General features: G+C 51.0%; 19 protein-coding genes. 2 read left to right on the top strand and 17 right to left on the bottom strand.

The window, feature by feature from the left end; translation table 11 throughout:
• Positions 1 to 139 precede the first annotated feature (139 nt).
• The 6 genes from ACYVJM_RS29940 to ACYVJM_RS29915 form a co-directional block, all read right to left on the bottom strand.
• Positions 140 to 574: a DUF5958 family protein gene (locus ACYVJM_RS29940; RefSeq protein WP_461151805.1), complete on the bottom strand. Its 435-nt coding sequence runs from the start codon at positions 572 to 574 to the stop codon at positions 140 to 142.
• A gap of 240 nt (positions 575 to 814) precedes the next feature.
• Positions 815 to 1,828, bottom strand: coding sequence for an alpha/beta hydrolase family protein (locus tag ACYVJM_RS29935; RefSeq protein ID WP_461151807.1), 1,014 nt, complete (start codon positions 1,826 to 1,828; stop codon positions 815 to 817).
• 405 nt (positions 1,829 to 2,233) lie between these two features.
• Positions 2,234 to 4,531 carry a catalase/peroxidase HPI gene (gene katG, locus ACYVJM_RS29930; RefSeq protein WP_461151804.1) on the bottom strand — a complete coding sequence of 766 codons (2,298 nt, stop codon included), beginning with the start codon at positions 4,529 to 4,531 and terminating at the stop codon, positions 2,234 to 2,236.
• Between the two features lie 78 nt (positions 4,532 to 4,609).
• On the bottom strand, positions 4,610 to 5,269 hold the full coding sequence (locus ACYVJM_RS29925) for a Dps family protein (RefSeq protein ID WP_461151803.1): 660 nt from the start codon (positions 5,267 to 5,269) through the stop codon (positions 4,610 to 4,612).
• A gap of 79 nt (positions 5,270 to 5,348) precedes the next feature.
• A complete protein-coding gene (locus tag ACYVJM_RS29920) occupies positions 5,349 to 5,819 on the bottom strand; it encodes a hypothetical protein (RefSeq protein WP_461151802.1) in 471 nt (156 codons plus the stop codon).
• A 278-nt stretch (positions 5,820 to 6,097) separates the two neighbouring features.
• Positions 6,098 to 6,484: a hypothetical protein gene (locus tag ACYVJM_RS29915; RefSeq protein WP_461151801.1), complete on the bottom strand. Its 387-nt coding sequence runs from the start codon at positions 6,482 to 6,484 to the stop codon at positions 6,098 to 6,100.
• Positions 6,485 to 7,178: 694 nt separating this feature from the next.
• On the opposite strand from ACYVJM_RS29915, the gene ACYVJM_RS29910 reads away from it, so the two are divergent.
• Positions 7,179 to 7,658: a response regulator gene (locus ACYVJM_RS29910; protein WP_461151800.1), complete on the top strand. Its 480-nt coding sequence runs from the start codon at positions 7,179 to 7,181 to the stop codon at positions 7,656 to 7,658.
• Positions 7,659 to 7,696: 38 nt separating this feature from the next.
• Here ACYVJM_RS29910 and ACYVJM_RS29905 read toward each other — a convergent pair whose 3' ends face one another.
• The 11 genes from ACYVJM_RS29905 to ACYVJM_RS29855 all read right to left on the bottom strand — a co-directional run bounded on the left by ACYVJM_RS29905 (position 7,697) and on the right by ACYVJM_RS29855 (position 19,788).
• Positions 7,697 to 8,116 carry a response regulator gene (locus tag ACYVJM_RS29905; protein WP_461151799.1) on the bottom strand — a complete coding sequence of 140 codons (420 nt, stop codon included), beginning with the start codon at positions 8,114 to 8,116 and terminating at the stop codon, positions 7,697 to 7,699.
• Between the two features lie 400 nt (positions 8,117 to 8,516).
• Positions 8,517 to 10,691: a sensor histidine kinase gene (locus tag ACYVJM_RS29900; protein WP_461151798.1), complete on the bottom strand. Its 2,175-nt coding sequence runs from the start codon at positions 10,689 to 10,691 to the stop codon at positions 8,517 to 8,519.
• 327 nt (positions 10,692 to 11,018) lie between these two features.
• Positions 11,019 to 11,252 (bottom strand): hypothetical protein, encoded by a 234-nt coding sequence (locus tag ACYVJM_RS29895; protein ID WP_461151797.1) that lies wholly within the window; start codon positions 11,250 to 11,252, stop codon positions 11,019 to 11,021.
• 586 nt (positions 11,253 to 11,838) lie between these two features.
• Positions 11,839 to 12,417 (bottom strand): class I SAM-dependent methyltransferase, encoded by a 579-nt coding sequence (locus ACYVJM_RS29890; RefSeq protein ID WP_461151796.1) that lies wholly within the window; start codon positions 12,415 to 12,417, stop codon positions 11,839 to 11,841.
• Positions 12,418 to 12,611: 194 nt separating this feature from the next.
• Positions 12,612 to 13,889 carry a sensor histidine kinase gene (locus ACYVJM_RS29885; protein ID WP_461151795.1) on the bottom strand — a complete coding sequence of 426 codons (1,278 nt, stop codon included), beginning with the start codon at positions 13,887 to 13,889 and terminating at the stop codon, positions 12,612 to 12,614.
• 248 nt (positions 13,890 to 14,137) lie between these two features.
• Positions 14,138 to 14,596, bottom strand: a complete 459-nt coding sequence (locus tag ACYVJM_RS29880) for a response regulator (RefSeq protein WP_461151794.1) — start codon at positions 14,594 to 14,596, stop codon at positions 14,138 to 14,140.
• 299 nt (positions 14,597 to 14,895) lie between these two features.
• Entirely contained in the window at positions 14,896 to 15,564 is a 669-nt protein-coding gene (locus tag ACYVJM_RS29875) for a TetR/AcrR family transcriptional regulator (protein ID WP_461151793.1), read from the bottom strand.
• A 60-nt stretch (positions 15,565 to 15,624) separates the two neighbouring features.
• Positions 15,625 to 15,858, bottom strand: coding sequence for a hypothetical protein (locus tag ACYVJM_RS29870; RefSeq protein ID WP_461151792.1), 234 nt, complete (start codon positions 15,856 to 15,858; stop codon positions 15,625 to 15,627).
• Between the two features lie 303 nt (positions 15,859 to 16,161).
• Positions 16,162 to 16,455, bottom strand: a complete 294-nt coding sequence (locus ACYVJM_RS29865; protein WP_461151791.1) for a hypothetical protein — start codon at positions 16,453 to 16,455, stop codon at positions 16,162 to 16,164.
• A 1,062-nt stretch (positions 16,456 to 17,517) separates the two neighbouring features.
• On the bottom strand, positions 17,518 to 17,922 hold the full coding sequence (locus ACYVJM_RS29860) for a response regulator (RefSeq protein ID WP_461151790.1): 405 nt from the start codon (positions 17,920 to 17,922) through the stop codon (positions 17,518 to 17,520).
• 882 nt (positions 17,923 to 18,804) lie between these two features.
• Positions 18,805 to 19,788: an alpha/beta fold hydrolase gene (locus tag ACYVJM_RS29855; protein ID WP_461151789.1), complete on the bottom strand. Its 984-nt coding sequence runs from the start codon at positions 19,786 to 19,788 to the stop codon at positions 18,805 to 18,807.
• Positions 19,789 to 19,981: 193 nt separating this feature from the next.
• On the opposite strand from ACYVJM_RS29855, the gene ACYVJM_RS29850 reads away from it, so the two are divergent.
• Complete coding sequence (locus ACYVJM_RS29850; protein WP_461151788.1) at positions 19,982 to 20,680, top strand: response regulator; 699 nt, start codon at positions 19,982 to 19,984, stop codon at positions 20,678 to 20,680.
• The last annotated feature ends 165 nt before the right edge of the window (positions 20,681 to 20,845 follow it).

Here is a 20,845-nt window from a genome sequence, read left to right as displayed (position 1 = left end):
CCCATTACAACTATCATCGGCTTCACCGTTCGATTGGTTTTATAACACCCCAGCAAAAATGGGAAGAAGCACAGGTACTTTACGACACAACCTTTTCAGAAAATCTGTCCAGTTAATAGGGGGCTAACACAGCTTTATGTTAACCCAAGTGCTTTTTTGATAGTATTCTTTCTATGACATCATCTGTCGATAGGTCGCAATACCACCACTTCCCCGAACCTTCTCCCTCTTCTTGGAATCGTCGTTGATAAGCTTCTTTAAATAAACTGAGCATCAATCTGTACACCTTTTCAAGCTCATTCACTGGCAATTTAACTAGTTGATTTATGCCAATCCTCAAACGGTGTGTTCGTAAAACAACGCAAGGGGTATAAGTTGGCTTTAACGAGCTATGAGTAATAGCCTGTTCAATATCAGCTTCCACTGGCTTCGATTGCCAGATCAAGCCACCCAGATAAGTTAGGTAGTCTCTTTTTCCTACTTCTGACATTTGAGAGAAGTGCAGAAGCAGGCTCTCAATAGAAAGAACACCTTGTCCGAACTGGTTTACAGCTACTTGCTCTCCTAAGGTCATTTTTGTGTTGTATAATCTGAATTATGTTTACCTAGGGGAAAAGTTAAACAAAACTGGTGTTTTGTTATACAGCTAAGTTAGGCGCTTTCTAGTGAATTTTCCTCTATGAAAGTAGCGTTTTAGATTCAAGTCATAGCGAAGGTCTTACGGTCTAGTTTTCTTAGACGCCCCATTTCAGCACCAGATACCTAAACGCCCCTTCGGCTCACTCAGGAGCGTTTAATTGAGAAAACTATACAGCTATATCAATTTGCATGCCTCCTCTACTACTGCTTTAATGAAGACCGATGAGACTGTTTTGGGACGCTGATCGGTCGTAATTAAGTTATGGTCTGCGTGCTTAATTTTCCGTATTGGATGAGCCTGATTAACCGTGTTGAACACTTTTTTGAATTCAGCCAGTCGCTTAAAGAGCAGACCTTCCACTTCGCTATCTGAAAACAATAAACCAATTGGGCAACTCAATTTCTGATAATAAGCGGTAGGATTCAAGCTTAAGTAGTGCTGCTCCCAACAAGATAGCACCTCATGCATCTGACTATTTACGGCCGATTCGATGTCGGCCTTTGTGATCTTCGCTCGTTGGTCAACAGGTAGTCTGTTCATCTCAAACCGAACGATGTGCTGGGCGGCCACCCTTCTTTTTTCCAGTGGAGTAGAAGCGGGGCGACCTAAGTAAAGTCGCATATTAGTTAGATAGGAACGAATGGCATTGTCGGATGTACCCGCTTTTTGTAATCGATGCTCGGTGGTGAGTAAAATGTCGTCGAAGCCCGGCAAAGCAGGCGCATTTAGAGCAAGGAGACATTTGATTTCTGGAATCCTCGAAGCGGCAATTGCGGCAATCGTCGCTCCTTCACTTTGACCGATAAGTCTTATTCGTCGTGAATCTACCGCTTTATGACCCTTTAATAATCTATAAGCGGCTTGAGCATCTGAAGCCAATTCGGTAGTAGTAGACTCGTCAATTGGCTTACCTGGTGAGCGCCCTTTAGACCGATTATCATACCGTAACACAGCAAATCCTTTTTTGACCAGTTCGGTCGTCATTGCTTGGAAAGGCTTAAGTCCATCTACCTCCCCATCTCGATTATTAGAGCCACTACCTAAGACAATAAGTACCGCTGGATGAACGCCCGTTCCTGGAGGCATCGTGAGTGTGCCAGCTAATAGCTGATTATCGTTAATAAACCTGACGCTTTGTTGAGTTTGGGCCAAGCAAGGCCCCCCTATACATAGCAGGAAAAGGATCATTCCAAACCGCATGTGTTATCAAGTTCGTGTTTGCTGTGGGAAAATAGAGGAAATTAATCAATCACCATAAACGCCCCCTTTACACAGCATCTATTTGAAGATCACCTCGTCTCGTATGAGAGCGTTATTGTGAGACACGGTCTTTTTTAATATCTGTCCAACTTTATCCGTCTCATACGCCCTGGCTAACCAACGGATTGACGACGTACAGACGTGCTGATTACCGGAAAACAACCAAACAGAAAAAGCTAATTTTTACCACGCAGTTTTTTAGTTCAACGGGTGCTTTGTCCTAAAGAGGGTTATTCCCAATTTTCTTGCCTAAACGTATAAACGACTTCGGTCAGTGACTGACCCTATTTTAAGTGTATCAGGCACTGACCGAAGTCGTTTTCTTACCGAAGGCTACTCGTCTTTCACGTCGTAGCGGTCAAGCATCATGACCTTGTTCCAGGCGGCCACGAAGTCGTTGACGAAGCGTTGCTGGGCATCATCGGCACCGTACACCTCGGCGATATTACGCAGCTGCGCGTTCGAACCGAAAATCAGGTCACAACGGGTAGCGGTGTACTTGGTCACGCCGGTTTTGCGCTCCTGAATGTTGAACAGCATCTCGCTCGGCGATTGAGGCACCCACACGTACTCCATGTTGGTCAGCACCTGAAAGAAATCATTCGTTAACTGGCCGGGGCGCTCCGTGAAGACACCGTGTCTGGAGTAATCAAAGTTCTGATCCAGCACGCGAAGACCACCCACCAGCACGGTCCACTCGGGAGCCGTCAATGTCAGTAGTTGCGCGCGGTCCAGGAATATGCGCTCAGCCGGTACGTGGTAACCTACCCGGTTGTTATGGTAATTCTTGAACCCGTCCGACACGGGCTTGAGCCAGTTGAAACTTTCGGCGTCGGTCAGCTCCGCCGTCGTGTCCACCCGGCCCGGCGTGAAGGGAACGGTAACGGGGAAACCAGCATCCTTGGCCGCTTTCTCCACCGCTACACAGCCGCCCAGTACGATCAGGTCAGCCAGTGATACTTTTTTGCTACCAAACTGCCCGTTTCCAAAATCACGTTGAATGCCCTTGAGGGTTTGCAATACGTGGTTCAGTTCCTCCGGGCGATTCATTTCCCACATATTCTGCGGGTCCAGCGCAATGCGGGCCCCATTGGCCCCACCGCGCTTGTCCGTATGGCGGTAAATCGAAGCCGCTGACCAGGCCGCCGAAACCAGCGCCGAAACGGTCAGACCGCTGTCCAGGATTTGTTGTTTCAGGGTAGCGATATTGTCACTATCGACCAACTCATAATCCCGGTCGGGTCTTGGATCCTGCCAGATCATATCTACCGCCGGAACTTCCGGCCCCAGATACCGCTCCTTGGGGCCCATGTCCCGATGCGTCAGTTTGTACCACGCTCGGGAGAAAGCATCCGTAAAGTAATCGAAGTCGCTTAAGAACTTCTGGCATATTTCATGGTAGGCTGGGTCCACCTTGAGGGCGATGTCGGAGGTCATCATCATTAGGTCGTTCATCTGACCAGGGATGTGCGCATCCGGCGTTTTGGGCGCATTCGGGTCGATAGGCGTCCACTGGGTCGAACCAGCCGGACTCGTGATCTTCTTCCAGTCGAATTTGAACAGATTTTCTAAGTAATGATTGTCCCACTGCGTTGGATTGGGTGTCCAGGAGCCCTCGATACCATTCGTCATGGTGTTGACTCCGTTGCCCGAACCGACCGGATTATGCCAGCCAAACCCCTGCGCGTGCAGGGGCGCAGCTTCCGGAGCGGCCCCAATTTTATCCGGTGCCACCATGCCATGGCTTTTGCCAAAGGCGTGTCCGCCCGCAATGAGCGCCACCGTTTCTTCGTCGCCCATGGCCATGCGCGCGAATGATTCACGAATTTCGCGGGCCGAATCATGCGGGTCGGCATTACCGGCCGGTCCTTCCGGGTTCACATAGATCAACGCCTGGTGAGTCGCGCCCAATGGGTTTTCCAAGTCCCAGATGGGCTCTTTAGGATTGCCAACCCAACGTAAATTGTTGTTGACCATTTCGTCAGGATGTCCTTTGTGGTCGGTGGATGCCGGAACTTCATCAACGGGTTTACTGCCCCAGAATTCAGGCCCCCAGTACGTACTGCGGTCAGGCTCCCAGGCATCCCGGCGTCCGCCTCCATACCCGAAGGTAGGGAAATTCATGATTTCCAGCGAGCAATTACCGGCCAACACAATCAGGTCGGCCCAGGATAAGGAGGCGCCGTATTTTTTTTTAATCGGCCACAGCAACCGGCGGGATTTGTCGGTATTTCCGTTATCCCACCAGGAATTAATGGGGGCAAACCGCTGCATCGCCTGTCCGGCGCCACCCCGGCCATCGGCAATCCGGTACGTACCGGCGGAGTGCCAGGCCATCCGAATCATCTGCGGACCGTAGTTGTCATAATCCGCTGGCCACCACTCTTTGGACTCAACGAGCAGTGCTTTGATGTCCTGCTTGAGCTGAGGAAAGTCAATCTTGTTGAAGAGTTCTTTGTAGCTCTCCTGACTCAGGGGATTCGCTGCGGGCTGTTCCTGATGAAGCAAATCGACGGGTAACCGGTTGGGCCACCAGTCATCAATCTGGGGAGCCGTTCCCAGCGCCCCTCCGATGCGAGTACCTCTAAAGGGACACTCGCCAAGGCCTTCCAGGTTTTCAATGGATTTCATCGTGTATTTATTTATGTATTGATCAAAACTGTATGTTTAAACGAACGAGTGCTGCGGCAGAATTGGACCGTCTAGGCCTTATTGCATGTGTACCCGGAATTGCCATACCTGTTTATCCAGCATGTAGCTCAGGTCCTGAAACTTGTTGGAGGTAACTTCATCGCCGTTTTTTGCCGTACTCTCCACGCGTGAACGTACCCGCTTGGCAATGGTAAAGATGCGCTCAGTCATGATGTCGAGCACCTGGCGATCCGACAGGAAACCGGCCGGGAATTTGGGAAGGTTGGCCGTTTGCACAATCGTTTCGGGGCGGCCATCCGTCGGATGGCCAATCTGCAACTGGCGCTCCGCTAATAAATCTGCCTGCTCCCGGTACGTATCGGCATACTCCTGCAATTTTTCGTGCAGGGGAAAATAGAGCGGCCCCCGCAGGTTCCAGTGGGACTGTTTGGCGTCGTGGAACAGTTCCAGTAACTCCACGACCGTGGCCTGTAAATCGGCATTGATGGCTGGCCGCTTTTCGGCCTCCAGGGGGATCCATTGATCCGCTTTTTCATTGCGGTAATTCCCCAGGTCTGATCCAGATGAACCACCCGGTTGAGGAGCCACCCCGGCAGGGCTGGGCTGGGTTGTGGCGCCGTTGCGCCGGGTTTGCGCCAGGACAGGTTGGGCAACTACTGTCAGCATAAATACGCCACTGGCTATACATCGCTTCAGTGTATTAATCGGGATTTTCATAACTATTGACTTAACGAAACTGAGTTTGTGAAAAATGAACGGTTTATAGACAGGAAACTTGGTACTCACGTTGGCCGGGCTATTTGGTAGCCGGGGCAATAGAGGTTGATTCGTCACGCAACTCGGTGTGTCTAATGAGGCCACCCAAACGACCCACATTAGCCAATAGCCCAAAGGTGATCAGCGAAAGGATAAAAATCAGGGCGGGCAAAAAGCGCCATTGTTTTGCCCGTTGCCAGCTCAGCGCCAATAGCGACAGGAGGCCCGTTAAATACATACCGATGTTGGCGATGTCGGCTGCTTCTTCGTGAACGTGTAGTCGCGGCCTGTCCAGCGCATGGATTGAGTTTAGATAATGTTCGGCGCTTTCGCCCGTCTGGTTGGTCACCAGCGTGGCGAGGCTCATCAGCACAAACAGGCCAAAACCGAGTTGGTTGACAGACTCCTGGCGCCGGACAAGGCCATAGCCTAATACGATGGTCGCCAGCAAGCTGCCAACAATCGGGAAGTGATTCACCAGCAGGTGCCAGTGCGCTCCATTGAGATGCATACGAAATAAATTTTTTGGGTAAACAGGGATTCTGTAAGCTGAGGATGGTCAGCCGGGTGCAGCGGTCATTGGTGCACCTGGCATCCATGAGACGGATTGGTCCGTTGCGTCCCGTATGCCCAAGCGAACAGGGCAAAATCAATAACCAGCGCGTGGTAAAACCGGCAGCGAAGGCTATAGTACAGCAACTGATCCGTAAAAAGACATAAATTGGATTGGGCGAGCAGACGTCACACACGATTCGTATGAACCCACTTCGGCCAGGGGCGTCCTACGGGTTACGCTCGGGGGGGATTGATTAGAGCGAAAACTGCCAGAAAAGTATACAGATCCGCCTTACGGAAGAAATCAACTTTGGCCGCCATCAGGAACTGTATGGAAGAAATAGTGATTAATCGAACCGCATTCGGGGTGTAAACCGGTACGGAATGACTGCTGGAGGGGAGATTATGGTGGGAATGGTTCGGATGGCGATGATGCTCGGAATCGGCCCCATAATGCATCTTGAGGAAATCCGTAAAGCTCAGGCTGGGATCGGTTTGTCGATGTTGCTGAAAGTGTAGCATCAGGTCGCCCCAATGAGCCGACTGATCAAGGCCAAAGCCGGGGAGCAAACTCCCGCCCAGCATCCAGCACGCTAACACAATGGCAACTAGTGATCTCATGATTGATTCGTGATTATGACTACAACAGGGTGTTGAACTTAAGGTTTTTACTCCTTTAATGAATTCACTAATTTAGAAAGTTTCTAGGCATATAGATTAATTTGGTAAAACTACATCTTGTGTACGTTCGTAAAATTTGGGTTACGTAAACGAGCTATCGGTTAAAATAGTCGATAAACTGAGCTCGATCGGATCATCCGTTTTCATACCCAGCAGTGAGGGTTATACATTATTGAAGTCGGTCACCTTAATGTGGAAAGCCCCTTAATAATCAGATTTGCACCGTCGTCTTTACGGGTACAGGTCACAATCGATGGCTTAGTAAGCCCGTGAAACGTCAGTTTTCCCGTTGCCGTATGCTGCGGATAGTACCGCGGTGGCGACGAGTAGGCCCGGGTCGGCGTACCGGCTGCTGGCCACTTGACAGGTATTAAAAACAAGCCGTCTAATTAAACTAAACGTCCAGTTAGGCAAGACATTACATGAAGCCTCCCTAGTTTCAAGCGGGAGGGTTATTTGAGACCTAGGCTAGCTACTTTTCGTACTTTGCTTCCCAACGTACGAAAATGCAATTTCACAAATACAAGAAGTTGGAAATACGGTTGTAAAATCAGATTAAACCATCAGCGCTAACTATATTCTAATCAACAGTTCTCGCAAAAATGGGTTACATTTAATAAATGCCACTGTAACTATGTCTGCTAATTCGACCGGTGGGCCTAAACTTCCGATCCTGTTGGTGGAATATGATCTGGCCATTATTGATATTATTCAACGAACGGCTAAAACCTGCTTTCCCGAAGCCAATATCATTGCCATCTCCACTTTTGAAGAAGCAGTCATTTATCTGTATAATTTAGAAGGGAAAGGCCCTCGCTTATTACTATTGGATGTTTTTTTGTCAGGTCAACGAACGGGATTAGACTTTCTGCAACTGCTCAAAGATCATCCATTAGGTAAGTTGCTTCCGGCTATTGTGTTGTCCCAACGTGAATACTCTGGACATGTGAAAGAAGCTTACCAATTGGGAGCGGCTGCTTACTCTGTCAAGCCATTTTCGTTCCAAGACTGGAAACGGTTTATGCTTGATCTCCGCTTGTTTTGGTACGAAACGGCTACGCTGCCGCAAACGTATTTTGAAAAGCAACAAGAGCTTTTGGGTGATGGAAAATGAGAAGCATATCCTGTCAACTCCAAATACAAACGATCTTATCAGCCTTCAATTGGTTGTTGACTGATTTCCAACCAATAGTGGCAAACAGCCTCAATCATCGCTTTCATGGCATGCAGATCTAGTTTCTTCATTAGAAACGAATTGACTCCAGCTTCATAACAATCGTTGATTTCAAAAGCTGAAGCCTCGGCACTCATCATGATCACAGGGATTTTCTTATGGGCTGAATGGCCTTTTAAAGCCAGCAAAGTCTGATGCCCATCTAACACTGGCATATGCCGATCCAGCAGGATCAGGCTGGGTTTTGGGCTTAATTGGGGCAGTTCATCTAAGAGCGCATAGCCACTGTCAAAAAAACGGACGGGATAAGCTGGACAGTACCGCTGGAATATTTGCTGAAGCAAAAAGCGAAAATCCGCCTGATCGTCCACCACACATACTAACGGGATAGATGCCATAGTTCACAGATTAATTTCCAGTAAAACTGTGAGGGATCATCTTGTTTAAAGAATTTGTTATAAAATGGATCAATGAGATCGCATAATTATCTTACGGGTGTTTGTGAGGGAATACCCGCATTATGCCGTTTCGCACGAACATAAATCACCAAGCATTTAGGCTTCCAAACCTTTTTTAAACGAACTAATTGGGTTTTTTGCAATCGATTTGTTTTCGTATTTCCCAGAATAGTACGTAAAACAGGCTGTGGCGCTTTAAACCCCCCAAATTAAGGATCAGATACATGCATACCTCGTCGTCTCACTTGGGAGCGTTTGTTGAAATTATTTTTAGACGAGTGCATCTTAAAAAAGGCCCGGCCGACCGATTTACCAAAAGAAACCGGTTATCCCATTACTCTTAGCCGGGCAAGTAAACGCTAAACGTGGCTCCCTGACCGGGCTGGCTAACAGCCGTTATAGCCCCCCCGTGATTCGTTACCACTTTCTCACAAATCGCCAGTCCGATGCCCGTGCCGGTAAACTCGCTTTTGCCGTGCAAGCGTTGAAAGACCTGGAAAATGCGATCCAGATACTTCTCCTCAAAACCAATCCCGTTGTCCACTATGTCGATCCGGTGATAGACGCTGACTGCCCGGTGGGGCGTAAACCCCTTCGGTAAATCACGAGCCAACACCCGACACGACAGGATTTGAATCAGGGGAGCAACGCCTGGCTTATGAAACTTAAGGGCATTACTCAACAGGTTTTGGAACAGCTGGCCCAGTTGGGAGGCATCACCAGATAGCGTAGGCAGCGGCCCCACCTGAATCTGAGCCCCAGTTTGCTGAATTGTCCAGTCCAAGGTATTGAGCACGGTGGCGACAATGGTCTGGAGCGAGACAGGAGCACTCTCATCCCGACGGGTAGAAATTCGGGAGTAATCCAGCAGATCCCGAATCAAGGTCGACATCCGGGCGGCCGCCATCTGCATCCGCTCCAGATACACCAGGGCCTCGCCAGTTGAGCCCGTATAAAGCGGCTTCAAGAGATCACCAAACTGCTGAATTTTGCGCAGGGGCTCCTGCAAATCGTGGCTGGCGATATAAGCAAAGGTTTGTAAGTTGCCATTCGAGCGAACCAGTAAGCCGTTGGCTTCGGCTAAAGCCTGGTTCTTAACAATTAATTCGTGGTTAGCCGCCGCCAACTCCCCCGTGCGCTGTTGCACCTGACTCTCTAAATTCACGGACAACTGCCGAAGCTGCTCCTCACTTTGACTCAGGGCCTCCTCGGCGCGGACTCGTTCCAGGGACGCCCAGGTGCGTTCCGCCGTTTCCTGAACCAGCTCAACCTCCGACGAAGTCCAGGCGCGTGCCTGGACACTATGCACCGTCAGGGTGGCGACCCACTGCTGTTGCTTAATCAGCGGAACAGTTATGTAAGCGCCAATCTGAGCGGCTTGCAATTCCGCACGTTCGGTCAGAGTATGAACGGTATCTAGGGCCACATCGGGAACTACCTGCACCTGACCCGCTCGGTAGGAAACAGGTGGTTTTAGGCCCAGGGTCATTAAGCGAAACTGATCCATCCTGAGTGGTTGATGGCTACTGTAGACCTGATGAATGATCACCTCTTGCCCGCTCATTTGGCTAAACTGGACCTGGGTATCGCCCAGGTAGTCCGCCAGCAGCCGGGCGGCTGTCGTTTCGATCTGGATCGGATCGGCTAAGGCGTGTAGGGCATCACTCAGGGTGAGTAAAAAGGCCTGTTTCTCTTGACTTTGGCGTAGCGCTGTCGTCAGCTCATATTCAGCCGTTGTGTCCAGATTGGTGCCCATCAGTTCCACGGGCCGCCCCGTCGGGTCGTTTACCACATGGAAACGGGACCGAATATGGTGGACGCTCTGATCCGGATGGATGACCCGGTAGCTAAGACCGAAGGGTACTCCCCGAGCGATACCTGCCGTTACGTCGGCTTCCGTGCGGGCCAGATCGTCAGGGTAAATGGTGGCTATCTGGGCCTGGGCTACGTTGGCCAGATAACCGGGAGCCAGCCCGATCAGCTCCGCTCCCCGGGCATCCAGGTACCCCTCATTGGTGAGCAGGTTCCAACGCCAGGTGCCCAGTTGGGCCACATCCAGGGCCATTTGTAGACGGGCCTGGCTTTGTTGCTGGGATTCCTGGGCCTGTCGGCGGGCGGTGACGTCGTCGTAATGGACCATAAAGTGGTCATTGCCGTAAAAATAGGCCGTTATCTCAAGCCAACGGTCCCATTTAGGAACAAACCGCACAAAGCGAATCGTTTGTCCGCTATTGATGACTGGCTGATAGGCGTCGAACCACACTGGCTCAAGATCGGGAAATACGTCCCGAGCCGCTTTGCCAACGGCTTCTTGCCGATTGACACCGGTGAGTTTCTCAAACGCGGAGTTCAGCTCAATAAATCGGCAATCGATTATTTTTCCTGTTTGATCCCGAATAGCCTGGCAAAGGGCAAATCCGGGTTTTATTATCTCCCGGTCCGGGCTTTGCATGTTCTCGACAAGCTGGTGGCTAAAGGTTGGATCAATAGACTCAGCCAGGTGCTGTTTGCTCATGTTAATCAGAAAAGGGCATCTAATAGCCACCCTTACCCCAAAGTTAGCCTTATTTTCTCTTTACCTGAAAAGTTAGGTTTTAGTCGCATTCTACGGAAAGCAGATAGCAAATATTAAAATAGGCTGTCCAATTAATCGCCCGATTTATATACATGAGAATCCCATACGTCTCAAGTTGGAGCCTTTTTGCGAGATACTGACTTTCTAATTTTTAGCAAATTTAATCAGTGGTGTACCTCCTGTAAAACCCCTTGTTGGAGGGCTGATAGGGGCACCCAATTGAAACTTGATTGTAACTAACGGATTCTGTTTTGCCATAGGTGGCCACTACGAAGCGGGTATTTTCGTCGCCCCTTCATCACCCGTAGGGTTTATTCTGAACTGGAGGGCGGCACATTTCCTGGCCAGAGATTTCATCCGTTTTTTTGCCTGAGCAAGCCCAAGGGGTTTCCTCGTGAAACCAGCGAGGGGATCATTTCGGCTGCTTTTCGGGGGTAGCTCCACTACAGCACACCAGTTCTGCCGTTCAGGGTCCCACACCTCAATATAATAACTGTTCATGCCAAGTGGCCAGGTAGTTCAGGACGCCTGGGAAAGTAAGTGGGTTTGCCTTCATATATTGAAGTAAACTAACGCCTTAGCCTGGATTGGGCGTATCCTTCGGGTATTGGTTGCCAGGGATACTAATAAGCCCTCCAATGGCACACCCCATTAATGAACAGGTAAATCCGGGCTGTCTCTAAACGCTTTTTATCAGACGATCAACTTTTACTACCTCTACAGGCTAGTTAGTCGCCTAAGCCCGGGGTTACCCTAATTGAGTTTTACGAGAACTCCCCATTTATCCCTTCATAGCCTCCTCTTAACAAAAAAAGCCTGCCATCAACTGTGAGCAGGCTTTTCGAGTCTATCCACCCCCCCGAGATTCATTTTAAAATGGGCATAAGATACCAGCAAGATACAACAAAAGCCGAGTAAGGGGGTAGGAGTCCGCAACGATTGTCCCCTTTGGGTATACTCGGGTCAAACTAGGCTGGTGATTGATCCGTTCAGAGTAGTTGGTTGAACCTGATAAAACCAGCATTTGCTGAGAATAGTATTGCCGCCCTGTCCCCAGCAATCGCTGCCTTTTCGAGTTATTAAAGGCCTATTTACCAACTTTGACGGCATGATAGTAATGGTTTCCCCCTTCATCGTCGAATTCCTCAACGATGAAGAGCATGGACGCTGCTAATAACGTTTTATACTGCTCGGCTCCTAGCGAGAGCGCCTCCTGTTCCGTCATCACATCGGTCCACTTGACGGCTTGTGAGGGGGCGGTAAACAACAGCTTGCCACCAGTCGATAGGGCAGCCGCTACTTTTTGTAGCACAAGTACCTGTACTTCCCCAGGTAAGAGAAACAATAGCCCCCAGGCGATAATGGCATCAAATTGGCGGTTGAAAAATAAAGAATCTTCTACGGCTTCGCAGGCAGCAGGCGAAGAGGGGAAATTGAGTTGGAACGTTTGGATCATTGTTGGGGAGGCATCAATACCATACACTTGCATGCCTTCCTCGCGCAGTACTCGAGTAATTGGCATCCCTGATCCGCAGCCCAAGTCGAGTACCGAAGCGTTAGGGGGCAATGTTTTGGCCCAATACCGAACCGATGCTTGGCCGATGGCTTGTGCGCGACTGGTGATAAAACGAGCCGCTATGGCTTCATAGCCGTTTGATTTATCCATTCCCTTCCTATCAAGAATAGCGGAGAGCGTTTGAATTTAAATTGCTAGTACCCCTGTAGCGAGAAACCGAGCGTTTTTATAAGACGATTCGGGCATGTTCGATAACGTGTGTCATTTTCTCAAATCGTGATGTTATCTCCGACTCGGTCATCAACCAGAGGCCTACACGGCTGACAGGCTGTAAACCTAAACGATTAGTGCTGCCAGTGCGTTGAAAGACGAATCCGAAACAGGGTGCCCATCCCAGGATAGCTTTCAATCTCCAAACCCGCCCGCAGCAGTTCACATAAGCCCTTGACGATCGATAAGCCGATACCTTCCCCCTGGTGAGCAAAAGACGAACCAGTCGCCTGGGTGATGGTGGCCTCCTCAGCGTCAGCCTCGGGGTTGGGTAGGCCAAAGGCCGCGGTTGATTCGGGGCTGGGGCTCAACACCTGAGGTAAAGAGCCGTTCTGGTTGGTGGTCGGCAGGCCCGGACCTGAATCCTGCACACTCAGCGTCCAGCGGGAGTCGCTCTCCCGGCTCCAGGAAATCGATACAAAGCCGGTTGGGGTATACTTGAGGGCATTGAGAACCAGATTCTGGACAATACGCTGCAAATGGTGCGGATCACATTCGACCGCTAACTGATCGGGACCATCCGCTTTTAAAACCAGGTTTCGTTCCTGAGCCAGGAGCTGGTAGTCTTCAACCAGGTCGGACAAAAACCGGCCCGCATTAAAGGGCTGGATTTGCAGCGGTTCCTGGCCGGCCTCCAGGCGAGCCAGGTCGATGAGTTGGCTCACCAGCGAGCGGCTATTGGCCAGGTTGCGTTGCAACATGGCCAGAAACTCGGTTCGCTCTTCTTCAGAATCACCCGCCATCTCCAGCAGAGAGGCCGCTCCCTGAATGATCCCAAAGTTGCTCCGCAGGTCATGAGAGGATTGGTGGAGTAAGGTACTGCGTTGCTTACTTACCTCATTTAACTCCGTCAGTGTTTTCTCCAGGGCTTCCACCCGGCTCGAGGCACTTATCCGCTGCAGGGTGGTGTACTGTTCCAGGCTTCCGGTGGTGATCTGGTTAGTAAAGGTGGCGATGTACTCATAAGCTGTTCTCAGGATCTCCCTATCAATTGAGGGGTAGACTTCCAAAAATAGTCGTAGCTCCTCCAGCAGCGTCTGGTTGAGGAGCTGCATTTCGGTCAACAATTCATGGAGACTATAGCCCTTCTGCCAGCGATGCAGTCCATGTTCAGCCGCTAGCAGGCTAACGGGGGCCTGCTGGGCTTGTCCCTTCAGGTGGCGCTCCAACTCATTGAGCATGAAAGGGGTTTTGTTATTAAACTCTTCCCGGCTTAAGCTGACAGTGCTGTTTAGGCTCGGATCGTTTTCGCAGGTGGTGCGCCACTTGTTGAGGATGGCTTCTCGCCGGATGAATAAGTAAGCGGCCAGGTTACCCAGCGATGGGGAAGAGTCGAAAGAAGAAGTCGTCATTTAAAGGGAGGGGAGGGAAGCGACCGACGGCCGGTTAGAGTGGCCATTGTTCACATGGGCCACCGGATGAGATGGTGTGTTCACCTATCCCCGGTAAATATACCATTATAAAGACGTTCCGTAGACGTCTTTCAGAGCGATATACCGACAAATTAATTGAGTTTTCTGACTACTCCGGCGACGCTACGAACCATTTTTGATACGAAGAGTAAAGGGCAGCTCCCGGATGAATATAGAACTTGGATGAATCACTGCCGCCCTTCAGCGGCATCCTTTATGTACACTGCACGTTTGTGCCAGTAAGACTGGATGGTTCGGATGAATTCATCCCAATCGTCCTTGCTCAAAGGCTTGGTCTGAAAAGTCCCCCCCCGGCGTTCCACCTCTTGACGGTCCCGGACCTGGGTAGACGAGCTCACAATGAGTACCGGCAGCTGATGAAGGCTCGCCGTGGGATCTTTCAGTTGGGTTAAAAAATCAAGACCATCGTGTAGGTGAGGCATATACAGATCACTCAGGATCATACCCGGCAAGGGCTGTGGGTCAGCCCTACAACGCTGGAGATACCGTAGCGCCGTTGGGCCATCGGCAAGGTGGCGTAAGGGTACTTGGGGCAACCCCCTTTTTAAGTGAAACCGAAGCAGGGTCCACACCTCCATTTGATCCTCCACAATCAACAACCAATCGGTCTCCTGGCTTAAGTTCATACTCGTGCTAGATTATATACCGGGTAACTGCCATACGGCTGTTTCAGAACGAATGCGGAAAGAAATTGAGGAAGTGGTCACACCTCTGCTGTTGGTAGTCATTTAGAGTTATGAAACGATTCATCTCGTGAAGTGCCCTGTTTAAGCAGTAAACACAGACGATTCTTACGAGTCTCATTGGGGAGGGTTTTATTAGACAACGATTTCTAGGTTCCGTCAACGACTCTCAGTAGCCTAAACGAGGCTGACTACCGGCTGGCTTTAGCCGTCAGCGGCCTATTGACAACGCACTCCACACCTTACTGAACCGACCACTGACCCGGGGGATTGGCTTCCGGCGTTGGGTAGGTGATGTGAGGCGAGGCCATCGCCAGCTGGTTGAGGGCCACATAGATCAACTTGACGGCTCCCTCAACCCGCTGCCACTCCGCTTCGCCCCGCAGGTCCAGACCTAGCATCGGCCGGTTAGTTTGGGCCAGCACCGTCAGATACGACAGGCCGCCCAGAATCACCGCTGACAGCGCCTGCGCATCGGCCCCTTCTACCTGCGCCAGTTGCTCCACTAACCGGGTGAGCTGCTCGTCGACCGCTTGGCTGCTGGTCTCCCCCAGGGGCTCGTTGGCTTGCAAGGTTGACTTGAGCACTTCCCGGGCCGCTTTCGATCGCCGGAACGCCCGGTAGGTGGCCAGGGTTTGGCTGTACCAGCGTCGAGCCAGATCGGCTTTATTGGCCGAGGGGCTTATGGCCAAGGGTGCCAGGGGTGGCAGGAACGCTTCGCTTTGGATGTAGTGCTGAAGCAGGCCCTCCAAGCCCCCGAAATAGCGATAGATCAGTACTTTGCTCACCCCGGCTTTCTCGCTCACCCGGCTAATGGTGGTTTCCTGAATACCCCATTCGGCCAGGACCTCTTCGAGCGCCTCTAGAATGCGCTGGATGGTTTGCAGTCGGTTTCGCTTTAGGAGTTCCATAAGGGCCAGGGCAGGGTCGCTCTTGAGTAGTTGAGGTGACAAAGTTAAAGCAGGGCTAGCTTACAGTACTGCTTTTTTCGATAGAATGTTTTGCCAGCCTGTTTTCAGGCATCGGTGGAGGAATGATGGAGTCAAGATTAGTGGGTTGTAGACACCTGTTGGGACGTATTCCTGACCAGCGAAGGAGTAGCCTGAGCGGCTTGTCGACAAGACGCCACCAAAGGGCTGCTGGCCCAGCCGTATTGCCTGGACCCGGTGGTCAGTGAGGGAAATACGCTTTTTGAGGGCCCTCATTGAGGCCGTCTTCCCAAGCGCTATTGTGGGACTAGTGTTTCACGATTTAGAATGGAGTCGGGGACGCTCCCCTACCGCTGGCTCAGGGTCAACATAGGCTTAGTAACCCGCATCTGAGCGTGTGCAAACGACGTTGACGTGGTCCTCCAGAGTAGCCCTCAGCGTACGTTCAACGCCCAAGGCCTTCCCGATTAATTACGGAACAACCGAGGGGTTGACCCCTAAAAAAAAAGCCCGGGTAGTACCCAGGCCTTCCCTATTGGGCTCACTGACTCCAGTTTAGGGAGTCTAGTAATGGGGCGATTAAACCCGTTTCATTTCGACCGGTTGCCCACACCGAGACGGTGCAGTATCCGTCAAGATACGTGTCCATTGGTCTTCCAGTTGGTGAAAGGGAAGGGTGAAGCTCGTTCCATCAAAGATGTCAACGGGTAGTCCAACCCGGTGCTCCTGTTCCACCCATTCCGCCTGTATAATGCGTCGACCTTTTGCCCCCAGGCTGCTGAGTACATCCAACGAGGCTTCTAACGAGTTAAACCACCATGAGTAGTTTTTCTGACTTCCATCAGGTCTTAATTCCGTAAAATTTATAATCATGAACTAATCAGTTAGTACGTATACAAAAAATTACGTGATGAAATATAGCGCTAAGTTAGCCAATCGAATGTTCACTTTATGTGTCAGCGCTACACAAATAATAACTTTAGATTAACCAATTTAAGTAGTTTATTAATCTTAATTCTAAGTAGTAATCCTTGTGCGACGGGTAGACACGGAATGGCCAGACGACTGCTTGTGGCCCGGTATTGGCTCTGATGGCGTGGGTGGGGCAGCCGCAGCTCACCGTATAGGTATCCGAACCTTGGCTTTTGGCAAAGCTTCTCTGCCCGCTTTCGCTGGTCCATTTAGGCGGTGTGAGCCGCTGGGCGGTCAACTCGTTCGACGGTCTCATGAGATACCTGCTTTTTAATGTTTGTGTAAGTTGATCTGCCGCCTAGGATTCGCCCTATCCGGCAAAATTGCAGTGATCGAAGTGGCGTGACTTCGCTACTCAGTGGGTTGGGTTACTCAATTAGTCTGGCTGCCTTGAGTGGGTAACTGGCGGAAAGTCAACTTGCGAGGGCCGCTAACCACGTACTCGTTCCAGCACTTTCGGCAACGGTAGGCTTTGGTCGCCATCAACCGGGAGAAGAAACGAGTCAGCCTGGTAGGGGTAATCCGTTCTTGGCCAGTCTTGCCACATGTAGGGCATTTCATAGAACGGGAAACGAGCCGATACAGATAGGTTAATGCTGCACCGATAACTAATCCGGCCATCGAGCAAAAAACAAGTTTCCTAGAATTGGAAAGCTAAACTGAATCCAGAACGACCCAACAGGGCTAGTAGACAATTGGGCTTGCTGATGGACATTCTGTTCGTTTGGTAACCAAAGAAAAGAAGTTTACGGCAATCAGGTGCCTGTTGAGGAGGTTGAGCCGCTTGGCCGTATGCGACGAATGGCCCGTCCGCCGTCGCACCGTTTCGGTTAGACAGTTACTTTCATCAACTTCAAAGATTGGCGAGCAGGGCTCCCTAATCAATTTAGACGTCAACCTAACTGCTTGATACGGGTATTTTCCCCGTATTCTCCTAATAGCCGGGGCATCGCTCTGTTGTTCTTAGGCTAAAGCCCACTGCTGACTCAGTGACTGCGCGATCAGCCGGAGAGGTTGCTGGCCTACCGGTTTAATCAAGTAGTCATTGGCACCCAGGCCCAGGGCCGCCTGACGATCCTGAGGATCAGTGGAGGTGGTGAGCATGATAATGGGTAGCTGAGCATAGCGGGGCAGGCGACGTAGCTGGGCCAGCAGCTCAAACCCATTGAGGCGGGGCATGTTGATGTCCAGCAGCATGAGTTTGGGTAAGTCCACACAAGCCCCTAACTGAGCCAACAGGTCGGTGCTATCCTGGATGAGACGGATCTCGATGGCTGGCCTTTCGTAGGCGAAGGCGGATTGAATAAACAACAGATCGTCTTCATCGTCATCGATTACCCACACCGGGGCATCAGACAAGAGGGTCATGGCGAATAAGTATAAGTACGGGATAAGCAAAGGTAACAAAAGTGAGCGAAAAAGTGATTCATCACCTACATATAGACAGGGCTAGAATTGTAAATAGTTACTTACGAAAAAGTTATCGTTCCTGTATGTCGGTGTGCAGGTAATGGGTGGGTCCGCTGTTTCCTTGAATGAAACAGGGAATAACTTACAGAAAATACTTAGCGTAAGTTTCTGCTCGAAGCCACAGCGATGGCTGGCTGTTCAGGACGATTGATCTTGCTTTCCTGTTTGGTTGCCAGTCCGGCTTACTTTTGTAAGAACGGAGGCTCCTCATCAGGTAAGGCCCTTCTAGCAGGCAGCGTCTTGTTTCAGTCGGCTCGATGACGCGGCAGCTGCTCGCCTATCAGATATGACCTATTGTGAATCAAAACGGGGCTTATTTTTTCATGGTAAGACGCCAGAGGTCATTTTTTTTAACTATCAGCTCAAAAGGTATACGATCCAGACCATATTGTGTGTACCAATACTATGATTCGTGACCAGGTACAAGCTTGCTCCTTAACAGGTGAGCAAGCGGCTTTTGACTTTGCTACACCGTAACTGACGAACGAATAAATGGCGTTTAAACTTGTTCAGTTCATAGGTGTAGCAGGTGGTAGGTAGTGTTGCTTAGGAAGTAGGCCATCGGGGCTATTTGTTACCAGTAACAGGAAGCCCCGATCTGGCTTAGAGCTATGCAGGGCGGGGCAACTTACGTTTGTAGGTGTATTCGTTTATTGGAACGCCTATCCCGAACAAACGTGAGTTTTGTCTTACCTATGGGAGCGTTTTCATGAGACGTCCTACTCAACGAGTAACATATGCCTGCCTACAATCGTCTTGCAGAGGCCAGGCACACCCAACTTAACGGCTCGTTGACCCCAGCAGTGACTGAATCATCGGAATAGCCTGACCAACGCGTTGAATACCGTGGCCCAGCCTGGGTAAGATAATCAGACTCGCCGCCGAAGCCAGCACCTGAGTCGCTCGCTTTAGGCTAGCCGGGTAGGGGTAGATCTGGTCGTCGGCCCCCAGCAACACATGTAGTTTGGTGGTAATGGCCCGCAGCTCGTCGTCGGCTAAGGCCTGGTGCCACCACGTGGCGGGGTTAAACTCTGACAGCGCGTACACCTGGTAATCCACCACCAGCTTCTCGTATGCGGCGGGCAGGGCCGGCGCCGACTGACTCAGGATGGAGTTTTGTAAAAAGGCCTGCACCGACTCGTAGCCAGGGCGATGCAGCGCCAGCCAGTAGTAGCGCAGCAAGGCGAAGCTGGGCGACAAGGCCTGAAGACCGGCGGGGTTCACCAGGATGGCCTGCTTGATTAGGTCAGGGGCCACCCGGCAGGTCTTCAAACAGATGAGCCCGCCTAACCCATGCCCCAGCAAGCTCACCCGCCCCGGGCCCAGTCGCCCCAGGACCTGAAGCGCCCAGTGGGCGTACTCATCCGATGCCAAAGCGGGACTGTGGCCCGCACTCAAGCCCGGTTGCCCATTGATCTCGACCAGACAAAGTCGGTACTTCTTTTTTAAGGGGGCTAAGTTGTGATTGATGTCCCAGGCCAACGCCGGGCTATGAAAACCTGAGAAAAAGACGAGTGTCTCGGCGAAGCGTCGCTTGGGTAGGTGTACCCAAACGACGGTTTGGCCCCAGTCGGTGGTCAGGGTAAGCCGTTGATAGGGCAGCCCATTAAGGACCTGGAGTTGGTGAGCCCACTGCTCGTTAAAGAGTCGAGCCTGCTGGGGGTTTCGATAACGGGAAAAATCAGGGACTACCATACGCAGGATCGCATCGTCGTTCAACAATATACGACCTGCCGGCTGGCGAGCTACATACTTTCGAGCCATCGGTCAAGAAGGAGCGATTTACGGCAGGATTACGTTCTGCCCCCTTAAGGGCAGGAGTCGATCTACAGTCTATAAAATATATCTACATAATAGACATATTGTTTAACTATAAATAGTCAATTCAATTTGTTATGTTTATTAAATAAACATAGCTTTATCTATCGTTCTGTTAATCTATCACGCCTCTTTACCCATGGATACGTATCTCCCAGTCTTGGTGGTGGACGACGACCCTGCCTACGCCCAGGTAGTGGAGCAAGCCTTAATGGCCTGTCAGCCATGCCCACCCAGTCAAGCTTTCCACCGAGGCACGGATCTATTCGCCTGGTTAGCCACGAACCGACGACCTAGTTTGATTCTCTTAGACATCAATATGCCCCTCACCACTGGCTTTGATGTGTTAGCCACGTTGCGCGGCCATGACCACTATAAGGCCATTCCGGTGGTAATGCTCACCGTATTAGGCCAGCGAGCCGATGTGGAAAAAGCGTATGCTTGTGGTGCCAATGCGTATATTATTAAGCCCGCGAGTTTTGCCGAGTTGCAACGCCGAATCAACGCGTTAAGCCCCTATTGGACGCATAACGCTCAATCCTCGCTCGTTGGTCGCGACTTTGAGCAACTCTTCAATCAATACCGGCGAGCCGGGTACGAGTCGATTCAACAGTGGCTGGAAGAGAGAAGTATCTCCCCTTCGAAGGGCTCAGCTAAAGATTCGAAGGAAACGGATCATCCCTACACGCCAGTAGCTGATCACTCATCGAGCTGTCGATTGACTGCTTCAATGGCTCCCCCAGCGCCCAGCATCACTACCCTTAGGGGTAGGCTAGGGTTCTTGCGCCAGCTTGTTGTAGCGTTGGGCCGGTCGGCCACTGGCAAGGGTTATGCCTAAAAATCGGAGCGTTGGAACCCTCAGCCTCTCTTCGCTGACGACTGGCTCATTGCGCTTTAAGAACGATGGGGCCAGTGCCAAATAACGAGTGGCTGCCGCTGTTGCGGGGTTAGCTCATCGGGTGCTTTTCCCTGGGCGTCGACGCGGTAAGCTCAGCCAGGCAGG

This window comes from Spirosoma pulveris (assembly GCF_054781875.1).
Note: the sequence above shows the minus strand (reverse complement) of the source record. Positions and strands in the feature narration are given on the sequence as shown.

Coding starts and splice junctions, on each gene's coding strand:
- ACYVJM_RS29940 (WP_461151805.1), bottom strand. CDS start 574: ATGACCTTAGGAGAGCAAGTAGCTGTAAACCAGTTCGGACAAGGTGTT.
- ACYVJM_RS29935 (WP_461151807.1), bottom strand. CDS start 1,828: ATGATCCTTTTCCTGCTATGTATAGGGGGGCCTTGCTTGGCCCAAACT.
- katG (WP_461151804.1), bottom strand. CDS start 4,531: ATGAAATCCATTGAAAACCTGGAAGGCCTTGGCGAGTGTCCCTTTAGA.
- ACYVJM_RS29925 (WP_461151803.1), bottom strand. CDS start 5,269: ATGAAAATCCCGATTAATACACTGAAGCGATGTATAGCCAGTGGCGTA.
- ACYVJM_RS29920 (WP_461151802.1), bottom strand. CDS start 5,819: ATGCATCTCAATGGAGCGCACTGGCACCTGCTGGTGAATCACTTCCCG.
- ACYVJM_RS29915 (WP_461151801.1), bottom strand. CDS start 6,484: ATGAGATCACTAGTTGCCATTGTGTTAGCGTGCTGGATGCTGGGCGGG.
- ACYVJM_RS29910 (WP_461151800.1), top strand. CDS start 7,179: ATGTCTGCTAATTCGACCGGTGGGCCTAAACTTCCGATCCTGTTGGTG.
- ACYVJM_RS29905 (WP_461151799.1), bottom strand. CDS start 8,116: ATGGCATCTATCCCGTTAGTATGTGTGGTGGACGATCAGGCGGATTTT.
- ACYVJM_RS29900 (WP_461151798.1), bottom strand. CDS start 10,691: ATGAGCAAACAGCACCTGGCTGAGTCTATTGATCCAACCTTTAGCCAC.
- ACYVJM_RS29895 (WP_461151797.1), bottom strand. CDS start 11,252: ATGAACAGTTATTATATTGAGGTGTGGGACCCTGAACGGCAGAACTGG.
- ACYVJM_RS29890 (WP_461151796.1), bottom strand. CDS start 12,417: ATGGATAAATCAAACGGCTATGAAGCCATAGCGGCTCGTTTTATCACC.
- ACYVJM_RS29885 (WP_461151795.1), bottom strand. CDS start 13,889: ATGACGACTTCTTCTTTCGACTCTTCCCCATCGCTGGGTAACCTGGCC.
- ACYVJM_RS29880 (WP_461151794.1), bottom strand. CDS start 14,596: ATGAACTTAAGCCAGGAGACCGATTGGTTGTTGATTGTGGAGGATCAA.
- ACYVJM_RS29875 (WP_461151793.1), bottom strand. CDS start 15,564: ATGGAACTCCTAAAGCGAAACCGACTGCAAACCATCCAGCGCATTCTA.
- ACYVJM_RS29870 (WP_461151792.1), bottom strand. CDS start 15,858: ATGAGGGCCCTCAAAAAGCGTATTTCCCTCACTGACCACCGGGTCCAG.
- ACYVJM_RS29865 (WP_461151791.1), bottom strand. CDS start 16,455: ATGATTATAAATTTTACGGAATTAAGACCTGATGGAAGTCAGAAAAAC.
- ACYVJM_RS29860 (WP_461151790.1), bottom strand. CDS start 17,922: ATGACCCTCTTGTCTGATGCCCCGGTGTGGGTAATCGATGACGATGAA.
- ACYVJM_RS29855 (WP_461151789.1), bottom strand. CDS start 19,788: ATGGCTCGAAAGTATGTAGCTCGCCAGCCGGCAGGTCGTATATTGTTG.
- ACYVJM_RS29850 (WP_461151788.1), top strand. CDS start 19,982: ATGGATACGTATCTCCCAGTCTTGGTGGTGGACGACGACCCTGCCTAC.